A 16,518-nucleotide genomic window follows, 5' to 3' on the forward strand; every position below is an offset into this window, starting at 1 on the left:
CAGCAAATTCCGTGCCGCTTACGACCCGCCGAATTGCCGTGCGGCCACCCACGCCGCGCCTGCTAAACCCGCGAGCTTTGGCGGTAGAACGGCACGTGGCGCTCCGGCGCGTGGTAGCCGTCGTAGAAGGCGCGCATATGCGGCAGCACGGATTTCGACAGACGGCGACGTTCGGTTTCGTCGTCGTTGAGCGGCTGCTTCAGCATGTCGCTGATCTGGCGCAGCACCGCATCGCGATCGATTCGGGTAAAGCGTCCGTCGCGGTAAACCACCTCGCCCGCCACCAGCACCGCGCGCACGCCCTCCACCTTGGCGCGCTGGATCACGGCATCCAGCACCGGCACCTCGGCGTCGAGGTAGGGGAAGCTGATCTGGTTCCAGTCGATCAGCACCATGTCGGCGCCGCGCCCGACTTCAAGCCGGCCCAAGCTGGCGCCGTATGGGGTGGTCATCGCGCCGCCCTCGCTGGCCATGCGGAACACCTGCGCCATGGTGGGCACGCGATCGTCCATGCCCGGCTCCCGATGCGCGCGCAGCACCATGCGCATTTCCTGCAGCATGTCGCGATCATCGTTGATGCCGGCTTCGTCCAGTCCGATGGCGACGTTCACCCCCGCGGCCTCCAGGTGGTTCAGCGGCGCCACGCCGGAGCGCAGCCGGAAGTTCGAGCTGCAGTTGTGGCAGACATGCGTGCCGGTTGCAGCGATCTTCTCGATGTCGCCTTCGGACAGCCACACGCCGTGCCCCAGCGTCAGTCGCGGCCCCAGCAAGCCGAAGCGCGCGATGTAGTCGAGCGCGGTTCCGCCGCCGCGTCGGTGCGCGTATTCCTTCTGGTACGCCGTCTCCACCAGGTGCATATGCAAGGGCGCGTCGTAGCGTTCCGACGTCGCCGCGAGCAATTCCAGTGCCTGGTCGGAGCACCAGTGCAGGTTTGCCGGCGCCAACTGGATCTTCACGCGGTCCTTGTCGTGATGCGTGTCGTGCAGGCTGGCGAACAGCGCGATGTTGTCTTCCGCGTCAAGCTGGAAGCGCTCGAAATACCGTGCCAGCAGCGGCTTCACCTCGGCCGGGACGCGGGCCAGGAAATCCTGATTTGACTCGTAGACCAGATGGTTCTGGTCGCGCAGCGCGAAGCAATACGACACCCGCATGCCGATCTCTTCGTACGCCCGGATGACCTGCTCGGCGCGTGCCTCCACCGCCGGCAGTTTGCCTGGCATCCAGCCGTGGATGTGCTGCACGGTGGTGATGCCGGAGGCGATCATTTCGAACGCCGAGTAAAGCGTGTCGAGATAAAGGTCGATGTCGCGGGTCACCATTCTGGTGCCGAACCAAAGTTCCAGCGCCATGTCGGGAGAACCGAGCTGCAGCGGCGTCAGGCCGACATGGTGGTGGCCGTTGACGAAGCCAGGCAGCAGCACCTCGTTGCCGGTGCCCACCACGGCAGCGTCGGGATACTGGCGAACCAGGCTCTCAAACGTGCCGATCGCTGCGATAACGCCGTCGCGTTGCAGCACCGCGCCGTTCTCGATCTGCTCCCAACTGTGCCGATCCAGCGCGCGCGTGACGACGTATTTGCCTCGGATGATGCTCTGCATCGTTGTTTTCCTAGAATGATCAGCCGACTTCGCTCAGTGCTTCCTGTTCGGCGAAGGCGCGGTCTACCTCGTCCTGCAGCAGCGCGGTGAGCTGGCGGCGCAGCGCGACCGCGGCTGGGCCTTCCAGATCGCGCGGACGGGGCATGTCCACCGGGATGGTGGCCTTGATCCGGCCCGGCCGAGCGGTGAACACTGCGATGCGGTCCGACAGCGCGATCGCCTCGTCGATGTGGTGGGTCACGAACAACACCGATGCGCCGGTGGCGTGCCACACATCCAGCAGGAAGCCCTGCATCTTGGCTCGGGTTTGCACATCCAACGCGGCGAACGGCTCGTCCATCAGCAGCACTTTCGGGCGCATCGCCATCGCCCGCGCCACCGCGACGCGCTGGCGCATGCCGCCCGACAGCTCGTCCGGCCGCTTGTCGAACGCTTCCGACAGGCCGACGCGCGCCAGCACCTCGCGCGCCACGGTGGTGCGTTCGGCCACGCTTGCGCCGCGCAGAGTCAGGCCGAAGGTGACATTCTGCCACACCGAAAGCCAGGGCAGCAGCGAGGCTTCCTGGAAGATCAGGCTGCGCTCCGGCCCCGGTCCGGTCACCGGCGCGCCATGCGCCTCGATCCGGCCCTCGGTGGATTCCTCCAGCCCCGCCACCAGATACAGCAGCGTGCTCTTGCCGCAGCCGGAAGGGCCGAGCAGGGAGACGAATTCGCCGGCGGCGACGTCGAGCGAGATGCCGCGCAGGGCTTCGTGCGCGCGGGCCGTTCCGGCGGCCCAGGTCTTGCCCACGCCGCGGCAGGACACAGCAGCGCTGGCTGCCTCCATGGTAGCGTCAGCCACCGCCCATGTTCCCCTGTCCGCGCGGCACCCAATACAGAATGCGCGATTGCATCGAGCGAAACGCGAAGTCGAACACGAAGCCGATCACCCCGATCAGCACGATGGTGAAAAACACAAGGCCAGGATTAAAGGTATTGCGCGCCATCATGATCACCTGGCCGAGCCCGTAGCCGACGCCGGTGGCTTCGGCGATCAGCACCACCATCCACGCGCCGAACAGGTTTAGCCGCAGCACGATCAGCAACCCCGGCAGGATCGCCGGCAGGATCACGCGCAGGAAGATCTGCCGGCGATTGGCGCCCATGATCCGCGCCACGTTTATGTAGTTGCGGTTGACAGCGTCAATCTGAGTGATCGTCGCCAGCACCATGGTAAAGAACAATGCGATGAACACCATGAAGATCGCCGGCTTGTTGCCGATGCCGAACAGAAAGATCGCGACCGGCAGCCAGGCCACCGGCGAGACCGGCGCCAGCAGCGTAACGGTCGGCAGCACCAGCTTCTCCACCGGCGCCCAATAGCGGATCGCAATGCCCACGACCAGGCTCGCCACGGTGGCGAGAAACAGCCCGGCGAGCACGCGCATGATCGAGGCGGCGCAGGTGATCAGCACCGCCATGCCGGGGGATGGGCCCGAGTTCGGATCGACGCCGATCTGCCAGCGCTCGGCCGTGTTGAAGAACTGCGCCTGCTCGGCAAAATGCCCGAGAAAGATGTGCGGCGGCGGCAGCAGGCGTGGGTCGGCCCAGCCGACATACCAAAGCAATTCCCAGATCCCGGCGAAGAAGCCGATCGAGACGCAGGTCCACAACAGCCGCGGCACCATGACGCGGGCCCAGCGCAACATCGCCTCGGTGCGACGCGGCGCCGCTCGTATGGGCCGCCGTTGCCGCAACGCGGGCAGGTCGGTGGCCGCTTCGCTCATGCGAAAAACCCTCAGGCCGACTTGTATTTCAGCTTGGAATAGACGTCCGGCGACTCCTTGATCGCTGCTTCCAGCAAGCGCCAATCGATCGCATCCTTGCTCGGCGGCTTTTTCAGATAGCCCATCTCGATCACCGATTGCACGCGCGTCAGGATGAACTCGGTCTGCGCGCGCTGATCGACCTTCGGCGGCTGCTTGGTGGCACCGATGCGGGCATTCTCCAGCGACAGCTTGTAGTACGGGCCGACCAGTTCGCTCAGCATCTTCTCGCGCTCATTCTCGAACAGATACTGCCCGTGCAGCATCGCCTTGATCAGCGCCGTGACGCCGTCGGGGTTCTTTTCGATCAGCTCGGTGCGAGCAGCCAGAACGCAGTCGGTATATTGCGGCCCGTAGATGTCGAGGCCGTTGGACAGCAGCACAGAGCCCTTGACGTCGTTCAGCAGCGCGGTCGCGTAGGGTTCGATCACCCCGGCGATGTCAATCGCACCGGCCTTGAAGGCCTCCACCTGCTCGGGCGTCGAGCCCAGGTAGCGGACCGTGATGTCGTTGAACGACAGGCCGTGCATCTTCAGCCAGTCATAAGGCAACACTTCCAGCGTATCGAGCTGGAAGGTGCCGAGGGTCTTGCCCTTCAGCTTGGCTGGTGTGTCGAGACCGGGCTGCGCGATGACCGTGCATCCCTGAATGCCACCGCCACCGACGATCTTCACCGGTGCACCGGCTCCGTGCAGGGCGAGAAAGCTGGTGTAGGGCAATACGCTGACGTCAACCTGGCCAGTGGCGAAGAAGGTCACTGCGTCGGCGTTGGTCGGGGTGTTGACGAACTGCAGTGTCACGCCGTCGTTCTTGGCGAGCTGCAGCATGTGGGTGATGAAGAACGCGCTGTTGCAGAAGCCGGTGCCGTGGGTGCCCTTGAACGTCGTATCGGGCGCCGCGTGCGCCGGCCCGGCAAAGGGAAGCCCGATCGTCACCACCCCGGCCGCGGCGGTTTTCAGCAGGGACCTTCGGTCGAAACGCACGCCGTGCAGGTTCGGGAATCCGCGGTCGCAATGCTGGCACATGGCGGTGCCTCCTTCCTGTGTGACGGGTGTAGACCAGGCGGTGTCACAGCGCTGGAAGGTCCGCAATTGCCGTGCCAACTGATTCACCCGGATTTCAGGCATTGCATTCGGCGCTGCTGCCTGCGTAAGGGTCAGAAGCTGGTGTAGTGTCACCACGGCGGCCGCATTGTACGCAATCTGATGATCACTGAGCAGTTTGCCCACGATCTGGTATCGGAACAACCTCAGTCGCCGCGGAACGAGGCGGCGTAGAGCCAGATGCTCCGGCGTTAGCTACGGCAGGCTATGACCGCGCCAACTGGACAAGCGCGGTCATAGCCTCTGGTGCGAAGCCTGACCCCGAGTTGCCGCCCGCCGCCAGCCTCGATACAGTCCGCCCTGCCCACGTCGGTCCCGCCCACCCATCGCCCCGTCCACTTTCGCAGCAAAGCCCTTCTATGACCGACCCCAGACTGCGCCAGATCACCGAACTGCTGACCCTGAAAGCCGACGGCATGTACGGCCTCAGCGCCGTAAACCAGCGCCAGCACGCGCTGCAAGCCGCCCATCTCGCCGAACACACCGGCTGCCCGGACTCGCTGATCGTCGCCAGCCTGTTGCACGACATCGGCCACCTGGTGCACGACCTCGGCCACAACCCGGCAGAGGCAGGCATCGACGACCATCACGAACAACGCGGGCACCAGTTCCTCACCGCCTGGTTCGGCCCAGAGGTCACCGAACCGGTGCGCCTCCATGTCGCCGCCAAGCGATACCTGTGCGCCACCGAAGCAGACTATTTCGCCAAGCTATCGAAAGACTCAGTGGTCAGCCTGTCGCTGCAGGGCGGCCCAATGTCGGCCAAGGAGGTCGCCGCCTTCAACGCTCTGCCGCAATCCGCCGACGCGGTGCGCCTGCGCCGCTTCGACGAACAGGCAAAGGTAGAAAACCGCGAAACCCCGCCCGTTCAACACTTTCTACCGGCGGTGTCACGCTGTCTGCGGGAACCCTGACCAGCCGACCCCGGACCCACTGGCCCACTGACCCACCTAAACTGACAGCGCGCTCCGACGCGCCTTCCGCTCGTGCTTCTCCAGGAACCGACCCACCCCCGGCAGCGCCTTCAACTGCGCCATCTCCTGCTCGGTAGGCAATTGCGGCCGATCGCGCGCAATATTTACCATGCATAGGAACCCAAGCGGTTCGTGTTCGGACGCGCGGAATTGGTGCCAGGTCCAGGACGCGATGCTCACCAGATCCAGCGGCTTCACCGACCGGATTTCCCCCCCGACCAGACATTCGCCATGCCCGCGGATCACCATCACCGCATGGGCATGCTGGTGCCGTTCCAACGTCGAATAGCCGCCGCCGTCGACCTCGAAATACCGCAACTCGCAAGCCAGACCATCCTCGTGGAAAAGCACCTGGCGCGAGACATCTTTGAACGGCGCGCCGCCATCCTGCTTGTACGGTTGATGGGCTACACCGTCCCAGCGGAACCCGTCGCGGGACGGACGAAAAGTCGGCTGTTGTTCGCTATCCATCGCTAGACCATGGTCGCGGCTGGCGAAACCTTCAAGGTCCGTGATCACCTTGCCAAAGCACCCTGCCGCGGCACCGACCAAAACACCCCCGGCAGACACCACCACAACCCGCATCACTCGAACACATGGCCCGACACCGCGCCAACGAACCGCGCGGCCTCCACGCTGATACGCTCGCCCGCCATCAACAGATTGCCGCCAATCAGCAGCATCGTATCCGGGCCATAAAAGTCCAGAATCTCCCCGGTCCGATCCAACGTCATCCCGCCTGCCGCCACCGGCAGCGCCGCCCGCATCCCACCGCCCCGGCGGGCATTCTCCGCCAACCCCCCGCAAGTCCGCCGCGAATACCCGAAGCGGCCGCCAAAGCTCGGAAAAATCACCGCATCCGCCCCAAGCAGCGGAAACAGCTTGCCGATCAGCAGTTCAGGCGCGATCCGCCCCACCCCACCCATACTCGGATGGGCAAGCCAGGCGAGCCCGGGGAACTCCCGCACCAGCGCCTGCAGCGTCGCCAAGCCGCAGATCATCGGCGCCACCAGCACGCAATCCAGCCCCAGATCCAGGGCCAGCCCGGCCTGCACCCGCAACTGGTCCAGATTGCCGCTCAGGCTGGGAACATAGCGGGTCGGATGGCCGCTCGCCCGCACCTCCCGACCCACCGCCGCGGCGCAGGCCCGCACCCGTTCGGCGAACCGAGCGTAGGACTGATCCGCCAGCCCGTGATCGTCCTTGATGAAATCCAGACCACCGCGCGCCATCTGCGCCGCCAGCGCCGCCAGCCCGCCCGAGGCCAGCCCCTGCGGCTTCAACGCCGACGCCGTCAGCGCCCGCCGAGGCACCCCCAGCCGCGCCCGCAGCCCCGCGATCCCATGGCGCGGGCCACCAAACAGCCGAACCAGTGAATCCGGGATGGCGATGTCGGCTAACACCACGTCGTCATGCAAGGACGTGTTGCCGAACACCATGTTCAGCAACTGGCCCGCATCGTCGCCGACCGTCGCGACAGCCAGCCCGATGTCCACCGCGAACACCCCATCACCCAGATCCTCGATCCGCTCGACCCGGCCGACGATCTCGGACAGCACGGTCTGGTCCCGGATCGCCGCAACCGGCATCTCGACGCTCTGCTCCACGGCGATACCCCGGGCGCGGGCCTCTATCTCGGCCGCACTGCCCCGCACATGATAGGTAACGCTGAACCGCCCGCTCATGCCGATGACAACACCGGCGCGTCTGCCGATGACAGCACCAGCGCGTCTGCCAATGGCAGCACCAACGCGTCTGCCAATGGCAGCACCAGCGCATCGACCGCGATGGCGCCGGCCTCGCCCAGCATCACGGGGTTGACGTCGATCGCCTGCAACCCATCGCCCAATGCCAGCGCGGCATCCTGCAGCGCCATCAGCAGATCGACGAACGCCTCGCCCGCCGCCGGGTATTTCCATCGCGGACTGGCCAGCACCCGTCCCAGGCTGGATCGCGCCAGACCCGCTTCGACGAAGCCCCGGCTGACCGGCAATGGGAACCGCACCACCTCGTGCAGCGCCTCGGCAAAAATCCCACCCAGCCCGGCGATCAGCACCAGTCCCACGCCATCCGCGCGGCTGACCCCGGCGATCGCCTCCAACTCGTCGCGAACCTGAGGCTGCACGATGACCCGCTTGCAGCCGACCGCGGCGCACGCCCCCACCACCGCGTCGGGATCGCGCAGACCGACATGCACCAGCCCGAGATCGCTCTTGTGCGCCACCCCCTCGGCAACGCCCTTCAGCACCACTGGATAGCCCACCCGCGTCGCCGCCGCGACCGCATCCGCCGTCGAACAGCATTCCAGCGTCGGCACCGTACGCACGCCGTATTCGGCCAGCAGCCGCAGGCTTTCCGGTTCGCTGAGCGGCCGCCCCGGCAGCGGTCTCGCCGCCAACCGCGAGACCGCCGCGCCCGCCGCGCCCGCCGCCTCCGGCGCCCCCAACCCCGCCCGCTCCGGTGCCCCCGCCGGCGCCTCGACATCCGCCGGCCCCGTCAGCAAGGCGCCGATCGCCTCCAACAGAATGTCGGTCTCGGTGAACACGTCGATGCCATTCTCACGGTAGCTCCGGCGCTCGGCCTCCGGCATGCCGCCCGGGCTCACCACCAGCAGCGGCTTGCCCGACCCCTCCCGCGCCGCTGCCATCGCCGATCGGTACGGCTCGCCTTGCCACGGGTTCATCGAATGCACCAAGGCCAGCCCGACCGAGACCCCAGGATCGCCCAGCAACAGCGCCGGCACCTCCGCCGCCCCGCGCATGCCCCCGAAAATCCCCATGTCCAGCGGATTGCCAATGCGGGAAAACAGCTTCCGCGCATCGATCGCCGCGTGGGTTTCCGCCGTCAGCACGGCCAGCCTCACCCCCAGCGCCTCGCACCGATCGGCGATCAATGACGCTCCGGCGCCCGAGGTCGACAGCGCCCCCAGCCCGCCCGGGCAACGGCCATACCTGTCCAGCAACGCCGCCGCCGTCATCAGCCCTTCCAGCGTCTTCACCGTCGCCACACCGCTGGCCGCGAACAACGCGCGATACGCCCCATCGTCCCCCGCCAGCCGAGACGAATGCGCCACCGCCGCGGCCGCCCCCGCCGCCGACCCGCCAATCTTCAGCGCCACGACATGCTTGCCCGCCTGGTGCGCCGCCAACGCCAGCCGCCGGAACCGCGGCCCGTCGTCCAGGCTGTCAATCAGCAGCGCGATCACCCGCGTCGGCGCATGGCCGATGCCGTACTCCAGGTAATCCAGCACCGACATGTCCGCCTCGTTGCCCGCCGAGGCAAACAGCGACAGCCCGGCACCCAACATCGCCAACCGCCCCGCCATCGCATCGAACAGCGCGCCGCTATGGGAAAAGATCGAGATCCCGCCCGGCTTCTGCCGCTTGGCGTGCGACGTATTGAACCCCACGGACAGCGGCAGATGGGCGTTATAGATGCCGTTGCAGTTCGGCCCGACGATGCGGATGCCCGCCTCGCGAGCGACATTCTGCAACTCGCGCTGGCGCTGTTCGCCGCCGGCATCGAGGCTCTCGGCATAGCCCGCCGACCCCACGATCACCGCCGAAAGGCCGGCCCGTGCGGCATCGCGCACCGCCTGCGCCGCGGCCTCGGCCGGGATCGCCAGGAACGCGATATCCACCGGTTCCGGCACCGACGCCAGATCAGGCCAGCAACGAATGCCATCCACCTCGCGCAGCCGCCGGCTGATGCCGTGGATGCCGCCCCGGAAACCGGTCTCGCGCAGATTGGTCAGCACGATGTAGCCGTGCTTGGTGGCCTCGTCCGACGCCCCGATCACCGCCACCGCGCGCGGATGAAACAACGTGTGCAGCGCGGCCTGGGTGGCGATCTGGGCTGGCATCCGGCGATTTCTCCTTCAATTTCGCGCGGCATGATGTCCACCCCCCGCTTCCATGTCCATGCGGCCGAAGCCGGGCTACCCTGGAACCACCCATCGAACGGAGACAACGATGACCGACCCGATCCTTCTGTCGGAAACAAGCGGCCACATCCTGGTGCTGACGATCAACCGCCCCGAACGGATGAACGCCCTGTCGCCCGAACTGTCCGACGCCCTGGTCGCCGCCTTCGTCGACGCCGGCGCCGACCCCGCCATCCGCGCCATCGTGCTGACCGCGGTGGGGGATCGCGCGTTCTGCGCCGGCGCCGACCTCAAGGCCAGGGCCCAGCAGGACGCCGAGGGCAAGCCGTTTCAACCGCTGCTATCCCGCGTGCAGCGCTACCTCTTTGAAGTCGTCTATGAAACCACCAAGCCGACGATCGCGGCGGTAAACGGTCCGGCGGTGGCCGGCGGCATGGAACTGGCGCTCGCCTGCGACATCCGCATCGCCGCCGACCACGCCCGCTTCGGCCTGCCCGAGGCCAAGCGCGGCAAGGGCGCCCATTTCGCCAACGTCATGCTGCCGCGCATGATCCCCTCCGGCATCGCCTACGAAATGCTCTACCTCGGCGAGTATATCGGCGCCGAGGACGCCCGCCGCTGGAGCCTGGTGAACCGCGTCGTCGCCCGCGGCCAGGCCCTGACCGAGGCCCTGCAAATGGCCGAGGCGATCTGCCGCAACGCACCGGTCTCGCTGCGCCGGATGAAGGAAACCGCGATCCGCTCCAACGGCCTGCCGGTGCCCGCCGCGCTGCGCCTGAACGAGGGCCTCAGCCCATACAGCAGCGAGGACCGCGTCGAGGGCATCCGCGCCTACGTCGAAAAACGCGATCCGGTCTGGCGCGGACGTTGAAGTCTGCCCCAGAAGTGCGCCGCACTTCGCGGCGGACCTATGGCATCAGCAGGCCGCTGAAAACGAACAGCCAGTGTCGCGAGGCCGATGCTCGCCCGATATCGCGAAATTCGGACCAGGGACACCAGGACGCCCACTCACGCCAACCGCATTCACGCCAACCGCATTCACGCCAACCGCACTCACGCCAGTTCCAGCCGCACCGCGACCGCCGCGGCGGCAATCACCGCATTGTCGCCGCGCTCGCGGTCGATCACGTCCAGCCCGCCCTTCACCGCGCGGACCGTAACGATACCGTGCGGCAGCGATGCCTTCACCGCCTCGGTATCCACCTTCTCGGGCTGCTGCACGCCGATCGTCACCTCGACGAACATCTGCGTCTTGGCGTCGATGCCCAGCGAGCCCAGCATCGACAGCGACGAATGGTGCAGCGCGTCCTGCACCGCCCGCAGCGCCGCCTTGGTGTAGTCCCCGCCGTGCAGGTCGTTGCCGCTGCCCAGTTCCAGGATGACGCGCTTGCGTGCCATGGTGATTGTTTCCTTACGCGATATCCAGCCACACCACCGCGGCGGCATTGGCGATCAGGGTGGACCCGGTGCCGTCGTCCGTGGCGATCTCCAGCCCGCCATCGACCACGCTGACGGTCCCGCTGCCGTGCGGCAGCACCGCCAGGACCGCATCCTTGTCCACCCGTTCGGGATGCGGCACGCCGATGGTGACCTCCACCTGCATCGAATCAGTGTCGAGGCCTAGCGCGGCGGCCACGCTCAGCGAATTGTGCCACAGCGCATCACGCAGCGCCCGCACCGCCGCCTTGGTCGGTTCGGCACCCCTGATATCGCTGCCCATGCCGATCTCCAGCACCATGCGTTTCAGCGCCATCCGATATTTCCCTTACTCGCGGCCTGCAACTTAACCGCCACCCCGCGTCCACGCCAAATTTGCCCCCCGCGCGCGTCCATGAAACGATGGCCCCCAAATAAACCAGCCCCGAATATATCAGGAGGACGCGATGGACGTCGGATTGCAGATGGTGTTCGCCAGCTACGGTTGGTCCGGGGTCTCGGACGAGCAGGTCTGGGACGAGGAAATCAAGCTGGCCCGTCTCGCCGCCGACAGCGGCTTCGACGCGCTCTGGTCGGTCGAGCATCACTTCAACGACTACTCGTTCTGCCCCGACAACCTGCAACTGATGGCCTATCTCGCCGCCGTCTGCCCCAACGTCGACCTCGGCACCGCCGCTGTCATCCTGCCATGGAACGACCCGCTGCGCGTCGCCGAACGCGCCATCATGGTCGACCTGCTCAGCAAAGGCCGCCTCCGCCTCGGAATGGGCCGCGGCCTGGCTCGGCGGGAGTTCCACGCCTTCCGCGGCACCATGGATGAATCACGCGGCCGCTTCGACGAGGCCGCGGCGATGATCGTCGACGCGCTGCGCACCGGCTTCATCGAAGGCAACGGCAAGTTCTACCCCCAGCCGCGCACCGAACTGCGGCCACGCCCCTACAAACCGATCGACGGACGCATCTACGCGGTGGCGTCGTCCGACGATTCCGTCGTGTCGGCGGCAAAACTGAACGCCAGGATGGTGATGTTCGCCGACCGGCCGTGGCCGATGCGGATGCCGGCGATCCAGAAGCATCGCGACCTCACCCGCCAACTGCACGCCGGCCCGGCGCTGCCGCCGCTATTGGCGGATTTCTGCGTCTGCACCCCGACCATGGACGGCGCCGAGGACAAAGCCCGCCAATACATGGGCAAATTCGTCGAAAGCAACTTCTATCACTACGAATTGCTCGGCGAGCACTTCAGCACCGTCAAGGGATACGACGCCTATGCCCAGAAAATCGCCCTGGCCAAGCAGGTCGGCATGGACGGCATCGTCTCGGCCTTCATGCAGGCAGCGGTTTGGGGCACGCCCGATCACATCCTCAGGATGTTCGACGAACGCCGCGCCCTGGTCGGCGACTTCGAACTGGCGACCTCGTTCCGCTTCGGCGGCACGCCATACGCCCTGGCCGAGGATGGCCTGAAGCTCTACGCCAAGGAAGTTCTGCCAGTGCTGCATTCGTGGAAGCAGCCGGTGGCGCAAGCGGCGGAATAACCCTCGGCGTCCCGCGCAACAAACACGCTCGCTCCGTCCCAGGCCGACACAAATACGCGATCCCACGGCGAAGAGGTCGCCGATGGTAGTGTCTGCAATGAATTTCCTGTGCGTATCCGTTATCACTGGCAAAAATCCGGTAAGTGATCTGCAACGGTGTCAAACCGACACTGTCTGGTGTCCTGCCCCAGAAGTTCGCCGCACTTCGCGGCGAACGGATGGGATCAGCAGGCCACTGAAAACCAGGAGCGAGTGTCGCGAGGCTGATGTTCGCCCGATAGGGCGAACTTCGGACGCGGGACACTAGCCCGCATCCGCCATTCGGCGGGAACTGGAACCGCGCAGATGACACCGGCTGACCGAAGTCAAAAAAGCGGCTACCGCTACCGCCATTTTGGCGGCTTCCGGCTGCTGCTCGCAATGCTGGTGATGTTTCAACACTTTGCCGCCGACTTGGCGCCACTGCCATTCGCCCGGGCGTTCGCGCCGTACCCGGTCGGCAACGTCGCCGTGCTGGTGTTCTTCGCGCTGTCGGGCTTCGTCATTACCGAGGCGATCGATTGCATCTACCGCGGACGCGCCGGCGCGTTCCTCGGCAACCGCCTGTTGCGTATCGTTCCGCACTTTCTGCTGGCCGTCGCACTGTCGATGCTCGCGCATGAGATTTTCAGGGCCACTGGCGGGGCGCGGCTATGGCGTTCGCAGCCGTCGTTTCCCGCCAACGCCTTCACACCGGCCAACGTGGCATTGAACTTCATCGGCATCACACCGTTCGCCGACCGCTCCATCGACTATAACTTTCTCGACATCACCTGGGCGGTCCGCGTCGAGATGGCGTTCTACCTGGTGATGGCCGGCTGCATCACGATCGGGCGAAGATTGCCCGGCAACAACGGCTTCACCATCGCGGCAACCGTCGCGTCACTGCTGCTGGTGCCGCTGTTCGTTTTCGCGGTGTATGGCCGCGGCGTCAGGATGATGGAGTTCCTGCCATATTTCGCCTTCGGCGCCGGGCTGTATTTCGCCACAATCGGCCGCCGCGCCGGCCGGCTGACCGTGGCGCTGACGGTTCCCGCCATGCTTTGGCAATGCCTCTTGCAACCGTCCCTCGACCCGGTTGCCGGCATGCCGGCGCCGTCGCTGGCGGGCCAGGTGATCATCCTCGGCCTGCTGCTGGGCGTGCTCAGCCTGCTCGCCATCAGTGACATCACCCGATGGCGCGACACCGACCGCGTGCTCGGTGGACTGACCTACCCGCTCTATCTGTATCACGAGGACGTGCTGGTGCTGCTGCTCACCTTCACCGTCGGCTACAGCTACGCCGTGTTCGTCACCGGCATCCTGCTCAGCCTGCTGGTCGCGATGGCATTCACCAGCCTGGTCGACCCGATCGTGACGCGCTACCGCGACAAGGTCCGCGGCGGCGCGCTGCGTCCCGGCAAACCAGCGCGATACGCACTGATCCAGCACTGAACGGGGCACATCTCGATCGCCGGAAACACGACCAGTATAGCAACCCGCCGATACCCGCTTGCCGGCAGCCGCCGTCGTCCGCACAATCGCCGCCTGGGACGGTTTCCTTGTCGGGACAAACATCATGCGCATCCGCCTGCTGGCCGTCATCTGCGGTCTGGCCACCCTGCTCGCCGCCACGGCCCCTGCGTGCGCGCAGACCTTGCGGATCGCGCTGCGTGAGGACCCCGATATCCTCGACCCGACCCTGGCCGGCACATACGTCGGGCGCATCGTGTTCGCCGGCCTCTGCGACAAGCTGTTCGACATCGACGCAAAGCTGCACATCGTGCCGCAACTGGCGCTGGGCTACGAATGGACCGACCCGCACACCCTGGTCATCCACCTGCGCCCCAACGTCAAGTTCCAGGACAATGAACCGTTCGACGCCGCGGCGGTGAAATACACCCTGCGCCGCTATCTCGACTTTCCCGGCAGCTACCGCCGCGGCGAGATCAACATGATCGACGATATCCAGGTGGTCGATCCGCTGACCGTGAAGCTGGTGCTGAAATCCCCCTCCGCGCCCCTGCTGGCGACCCTGACCGACCGCGCCGGCATGATCCTGGCACCCAAGGCCGCCCAGACCGAGGGTAAGGATTTCGGCCTCCACCCGGTCTGCGCCGGCCCGTTCAGTTTCAAGCAACGCATCGCCCAGGACCGCATCGTGCTGGACCGCTTCCCCGGCTACTGGGACGCCGCCAGCATCCACTTCGATCGGGTGATCTACCAGCCGATGCCCGACCCCTCGGTGGAGTTGGCCAACCTGCGCACCGGCAACATCGACCTCGCCGAACGCGTGCTACCGTCCGACGTGGCCGAGGTGAAGCGCGATCCCAAGCTGCGCATCGTCACCTCTCCGGCGCTGGGCTACAACGGCATCGTCTTCAACCTGGCGAACGGCCCGCGGTCGAAAACCGCCATCGGCCAGAGCGCGCTGCTGCGCCAGGCGTTCCAGGCAGCGATCGATCGCCAGGCGCTGGTCGATGTGGTGTTCAACGGCCTGTATCAGCCCACTGCCCAGGCGGTGTCGTCCGCCTCGCCGCTCTACCTCAAAGGCATCCAGCCGGCCCCGCGCGACATCGACAAGGCCAAGGCGCTGGTCAAGCAATCGGGCGCGCCGACCCCGATCGCGGTGACCATGATGGTGCCGAACACCCCCGACCAGACCCAGCTCGCAGAGGTGATCCAATCCATGGTCCGCGACGCCGGCTTCGAGGTGAAGATCAGCCCGGTCGATGTCGCCACCTTCCTGTCCGCCGGCAGCCAGGGCAACTTCCAGACCGCGCTGCTCGCCTGGTCGGGACGCCCCGACCCGGATGGCAACCTTTATGTCTTCCTGCATTCCGGCATCGGGCAGAACTACGGCCACTATGCCAATCCGATCGTCGATGCCGCGCTCGACGCCGCCCGAACCGCCACCGATCCCGCCGCGCGGCTGGCGCAATACGCCAAGATGATGCAGCAGGAACAAAAGGACCTGCCGATCATCTATCTGTATCAACCCGTCAACATCGTCGGCCTGTCGGCGAAACTGTCGGGCTTTCGCGCGGTGCCCGATGGGCTGATCCGGCTGCAGGGTCTGGCGATGCAAACCACCGCGGCGAAGTAACCGGCGGTGGGGTTCCGCCTCGGCAGCCGGCTCGCCCAGATCGTCCCGACCCTGATCCTGGTCAGCATTCTGGTGTTCGGCCTGCAGCAGTTGATGCCCGGCGATCCGGCCCTCGCCCTGGCCGGGGAGCAGAGCGGCGATCCCCAGGTGGTGGCACAGATCCGCCAGCAGCTGTGGCTGGATCGCGCGCTGCCGCTGCAGTACCTGCATTGGGTCGGCAACCTGCTGCACGGCAACCTCGGCTATTCCTGGTACACCCACCAGCCGGTCACGCAACTGATCGCCCAGAAGCTGCCGGTTACCGCTCAACTGTCTGTCATGGCGTTTGTCATCGCCGTGCTGATCGGCGTGCCGACCGGCGTGCTGGCGGCGGTCAAGCGCAACGGCCCGCTCGACTACCTGGCCAACGCCATCGGCCTGGCCGGCTTGTCGACGCCGACATTCTGGCTCGGCATCATGCTGATCCTGCTGGTCTCGGTCGACCTCGGCTGGCTGCCGCCGTCCGGTTATGTGCCGCTGACCCAGGACCCCGCGCGGTCGCTCGCCACCACCATCATGCCGGCCTTCGTGCTGGGCAATGCCATCGCCGCGATCCTGATGCGCCACACCCGCAGCGCCATGCTGCTGACCCTGGATCAGGACTATGTCCGCACCGCACGCGCCAAGGGACTGCCCGAGTGGCGGGTCATCCTCCGCCACGCGCTGCGCAACGCGCTGATCCCGGTGGTGACGCTGGGCGCGCTGGAATTCGGCACCCTGCTGTCCGGCGCGGTGCTGACCGAGCAGGTGTTCTCGATCCCAGGTTTCGGCAAGATGGTGGTGGATGCGGTGTTCGACCGGGACTATCCGGTGGTGCAGGGCGTCGTGCTGGTCACCGCCTTGCTGTTCATCGTGCTGAACCTGCTGGCCGATGTGCTCTACGCGCTGATCAACCCGAGGCTGCGCCGAGCATGACGATACGAGCATGACGATACGGGCATGACGATACGGGCACGACGATACGAGCATGTCGATGTGGGCATGACGATACGAACATGACGACAAAAGTATGACGAT

15 protein-coding genes are annotated in these 16,518 nt (G+C 66.1%); 6 read left to right on the top strand and 9 right to left on the bottom strand.

The features are described from left to right. Nucleotides 1–62 precede the first annotated feature (62 nt). The 4 genes from ACQY4Y_RS18615 to ACQY4Y_RS18630 are packed head-to-tail and all read right to left on the bottom strand — an operon-like array spanning nucleotide 63 to nucleotide 4,632. Nucleotides 63–1,598: an amidohydrolase family protein gene (locus tag ACQY4Y_RS18615; RefSeq protein ID WP_428492077.1), complete on the bottom strand. Its 1,536-nt coding sequence runs from the start codon at nucleotides 1,596–1,598 to the stop codon at nucleotides 63–65. A 19-nt stretch (nucleotides 1,599–1,617) separates the two neighbouring features. After that, nucleotides 1,618–2,439: an ABC transporter ATP-binding protein gene (locus tag ACQY4Y_RS18620; RefSeq protein WP_428492078.1), complete on the bottom strand. Its 822-nt coding sequence runs from the start codon at nucleotides 2,437–2,439 to the stop codon at nucleotides 1,618–1,620. Continuing rightward, nucleotides 2,432–3,364, bottom strand: coding sequence for an ABC transporter permease (locus ACQY4Y_RS18625; RefSeq protein ID WP_428492079.1), 933 nt, complete (start codon nucleotides 3,362–3,364; stop codon nucleotides 2,432–2,434). Before ACQY4Y_RS18625 ends, ACQY4Y_RS18620 begins: the two co-directional genes overlap by 8 nt. Nucleotides 3,365–3,375: 11 nt before the next feature. After that, nucleotides 3,376–4,632, bottom strand: a complete 1,257-nt coding sequence (locus tag ACQY4Y_RS18630) for an ABC transporter substrate-binding protein (RefSeq protein ID WP_428492080.1) — start codon at nucleotides 4,630–4,632, stop codon at nucleotides 3,376–3,378. A gap of 233 nt (nucleotides 4,633–4,865) precedes the next feature. Between ACQY4Y_RS18630 and ACQY4Y_RS18635 the strand changes: the two genes are divergently transcribed. Further along, on the top strand, nucleotides 4,866–5,420 hold the full coding sequence (locus tag ACQY4Y_RS18635) for a phosphonate degradation HD-domain oxygenase (RefSeq protein WP_428492081.1): 555 nt from the start codon (nucleotides 4,866–4,868) through the stop codon (nucleotides 5,418–5,420). Nucleotides 5,421–5,456: 36 nt separating this feature from the next. Here ACQY4Y_RS18635 and ACQY4Y_RS18640 read toward each other — a convergent pair whose 3' ends face one another. The 3 genes from ACQY4Y_RS18640 to ACQY4Y_RS18650 form a co-directional block, all read right to left on the bottom strand. Next, the gene (locus ACQY4Y_RS18640; RefSeq protein WP_428492082.1) at nucleotides 5,457–5,999 is read right to left on the bottom strand and encodes a cupin domain-containing protein; all 543 of its coding nucleotides are present in this window, start codon (nucleotides 5,997–5,999) and stop codon (nucleotides 5,457–5,459) included. A 65-nt stretch (nucleotides 6,000–6,064) separates the two neighbouring features. Continuing rightward, nucleotides 6,065–7,165 (bottom strand): RuBisCO large subunit C-terminal-like domain-containing protein, encoded by a 1,101-nt coding sequence (locus ACQY4Y_RS18645; RefSeq protein WP_428492083.1) that lies wholly within the window; start codon nucleotides 7,163–7,165, stop codon nucleotides 6,065–6,067. After that, on the bottom strand, nucleotides 7,162–9,342 hold the full coding sequence (locus tag ACQY4Y_RS18650; protein WP_428492084.1) for an acetate--CoA ligase family protein: 2,181 nt from the start codon (nucleotides 9,340–9,342) through the stop codon (nucleotides 7,162–7,164). The genes ACQY4Y_RS18645 and ACQY4Y_RS18650 overlap by 4 nt, the downstream gene beginning before the upstream one ends. A 109-nt stretch (nucleotides 9,343–9,451) precedes the next feature. Here ACQY4Y_RS18650 and ACQY4Y_RS18655 point away from each other — a divergent pair, with 109 nt between their 5' ends. Continuing rightward, nucleotides 9,452–10,234 carry an enoyl-CoA hydratase/isomerase family protein gene (locus tag ACQY4Y_RS18655; RefSeq protein WP_428492085.1) on the top strand — a complete coding sequence of 261 codons (783 nt, stop codon included), beginning with the start codon at nucleotides 9,452–9,454 and terminating at the stop codon, nucleotides 10,232–10,234. A 182-nt stretch (nucleotides 10,235–10,416) separates the two neighbouring features. On the opposite strand, the gene ACQY4Y_RS18660 is transcribed toward ACQY4Y_RS18655, so the two are convergent. Next, nucleotides 10,417–10,761, bottom strand: coding sequence for a Lin0512 family protein (locus tag ACQY4Y_RS18660; RefSeq protein ID WP_428492086.1), 345 nt, complete (start codon nucleotides 10,759–10,761; stop codon nucleotides 10,417–10,419). A 13-nt stretch (nucleotides 10,762–10,774) separates the two neighbouring features. Continuing rightward, nucleotides 10,775–11,116, bottom strand: coding sequence for a Lin0512 family protein (locus tag ACQY4Y_RS18665; RefSeq protein WP_428492087.1), 342 nt, complete (start codon nucleotides 11,114–11,116; stop codon nucleotides 10,775–10,777). A gap of 130 nt (nucleotides 11,117–11,246) precedes the next feature. Between ACQY4Y_RS18665 and ACQY4Y_RS18670 the strand changes: the two genes are divergently transcribed. The 4 genes from ACQY4Y_RS18670 to ACQY4Y_RS18685 all read left to right on the top strand — a co-directional run bounded on the left by ACQY4Y_RS18670 (nucleotide 11,247) and on the right by ACQY4Y_RS18685 (nucleotide 16,416). Continuing rightward, complete coding sequence (locus ACQY4Y_RS18670) at nucleotides 11,247–12,338, top strand: LLM class flavin-dependent oxidoreductase (RefSeq protein WP_428492088.1); 1,092 nt, start codon at nucleotides 11,247–11,249, stop codon at nucleotides 12,336–12,338. A 345-nt stretch (nucleotides 12,339–12,683) separates the two neighbouring features. Further along, nucleotides 12,684–13,811, top strand: coding sequence for an acyltransferase family protein (locus ACQY4Y_RS18675; protein WP_428492089.1), 1,128 nt, complete (start codon nucleotides 12,684–12,686; stop codon nucleotides 13,809–13,811). A 124-nt stretch (nucleotides 13,812–13,935) separates the two neighbouring features. After that, nucleotides 13,936–15,462, top strand: a complete 1,527-nt coding sequence (locus ACQY4Y_RS18680) for an ABC transporter substrate-binding protein (protein WP_428492090.1) — start codon at nucleotides 13,936–13,938, stop codon at nucleotides 15,460–15,462. 6 nt (nucleotides 15,463–15,468) lie between these two features. Continuing rightward, nucleotides 15,469–16,416 carry an ABC transporter permease gene (locus ACQY4Y_RS18685; RefSeq protein WP_428492091.1) on the top strand — a complete coding sequence of 316 codons (948 nt, stop codon included), beginning with the start codon at nucleotides 15,469–15,471 and terminating at the stop codon, nucleotides 16,414–16,416. The last annotated feature ends 102 nt before the right edge of the window (nucleotides 16,417–16,518 follow it).

The sequence above is a fragment of the Rhodopila sp. genome (assembly GCF_965277165.1).
In the GTDB taxonomy this organism is placed as follows: Bacteria; Pseudomonadota; Alphaproteobacteria; order Acetobacterales; family Acetobacteraceae; genus Rhodopila.

Excerpts from the sequence above, each read along its gene's own strand:
- ACQY4Y_RS18615 (WP_428492077.1), bottom strand. The coding sequence starts at position 1,598 with ATGCAGAGCATCATCCGAGGCAAATACGTCGTCACGCGCGCGCTGGAT.
- ACQY4Y_RS18625 (WP_428492079.1), bottom strand. The coding sequence starts at position 3,364 with ATGAGCGAAGCGGCCACCGACCTGCCCGCGTTGCGGCAACGGCGGCCC.
- ACQY4Y_RS18635 (WP_428492081.1), top strand. The coding sequence starts at position 4,866 with ATGACCGACCCCAGACTGCGCCAGATCACCGAACTGCTGACCCTGAAA.
- ACQY4Y_RS18645 (WP_428492083.1), bottom strand. The coding sequence starts at position 7,165 with ATGAGCGGGCGGTTCAGCGTTACCTATCATGTGCGGGGCAGTGCGGCC.
- ACQY4Y_RS18650 (WP_428492084.1), bottom strand. The coding sequence starts at position 9,342 with ATGCCAGCCCAGATCGCCACCCAGGCCGCGCTGCACACGTTGTTTCAT.
- ACQY4Y_RS18655 (WP_428492085.1), top strand. The coding sequence starts at position 9,452 with ATGACCGACCCGATCCTTCTGTCGGAAACAAGCGGCCACATCCTGGTG.
- ACQY4Y_RS18660 (WP_428492086.1), bottom strand. The coding sequence starts at position 10,761 with ATGGCACGCAAGCGCGTCATCCTGGAACTGGGCAGCGGCAACGACCTG.
- ACQY4Y_RS18665 (WP_428492087.1), bottom strand. The coding sequence starts at position 11,116 with ATGGCGCTGAAACGCATGGTGCTGGAGATCGGCATGGGCAGCGATATC.
- ACQY4Y_RS18670 (WP_428492088.1), top strand. The coding sequence starts at position 11,247 with ATGGACGTCGGATTGCAGATGGTGTTCGCCAGCTACGGTTGGTCCGGG.
- ACQY4Y_RS18675 (WP_428492089.1), top strand. The coding sequence starts at position 12,684 with ATGACACCGGCTGACCGAAGTCAAAAAAGCGGCTACCGCTACCGCCAT.
- ACQY4Y_RS18680 (WP_428492090.1), top strand. The coding sequence starts at position 13,936 with ATGCGCATCCGCCTGCTGGCCGTCATCTGCGGTCTGGCCACCCTGCTC.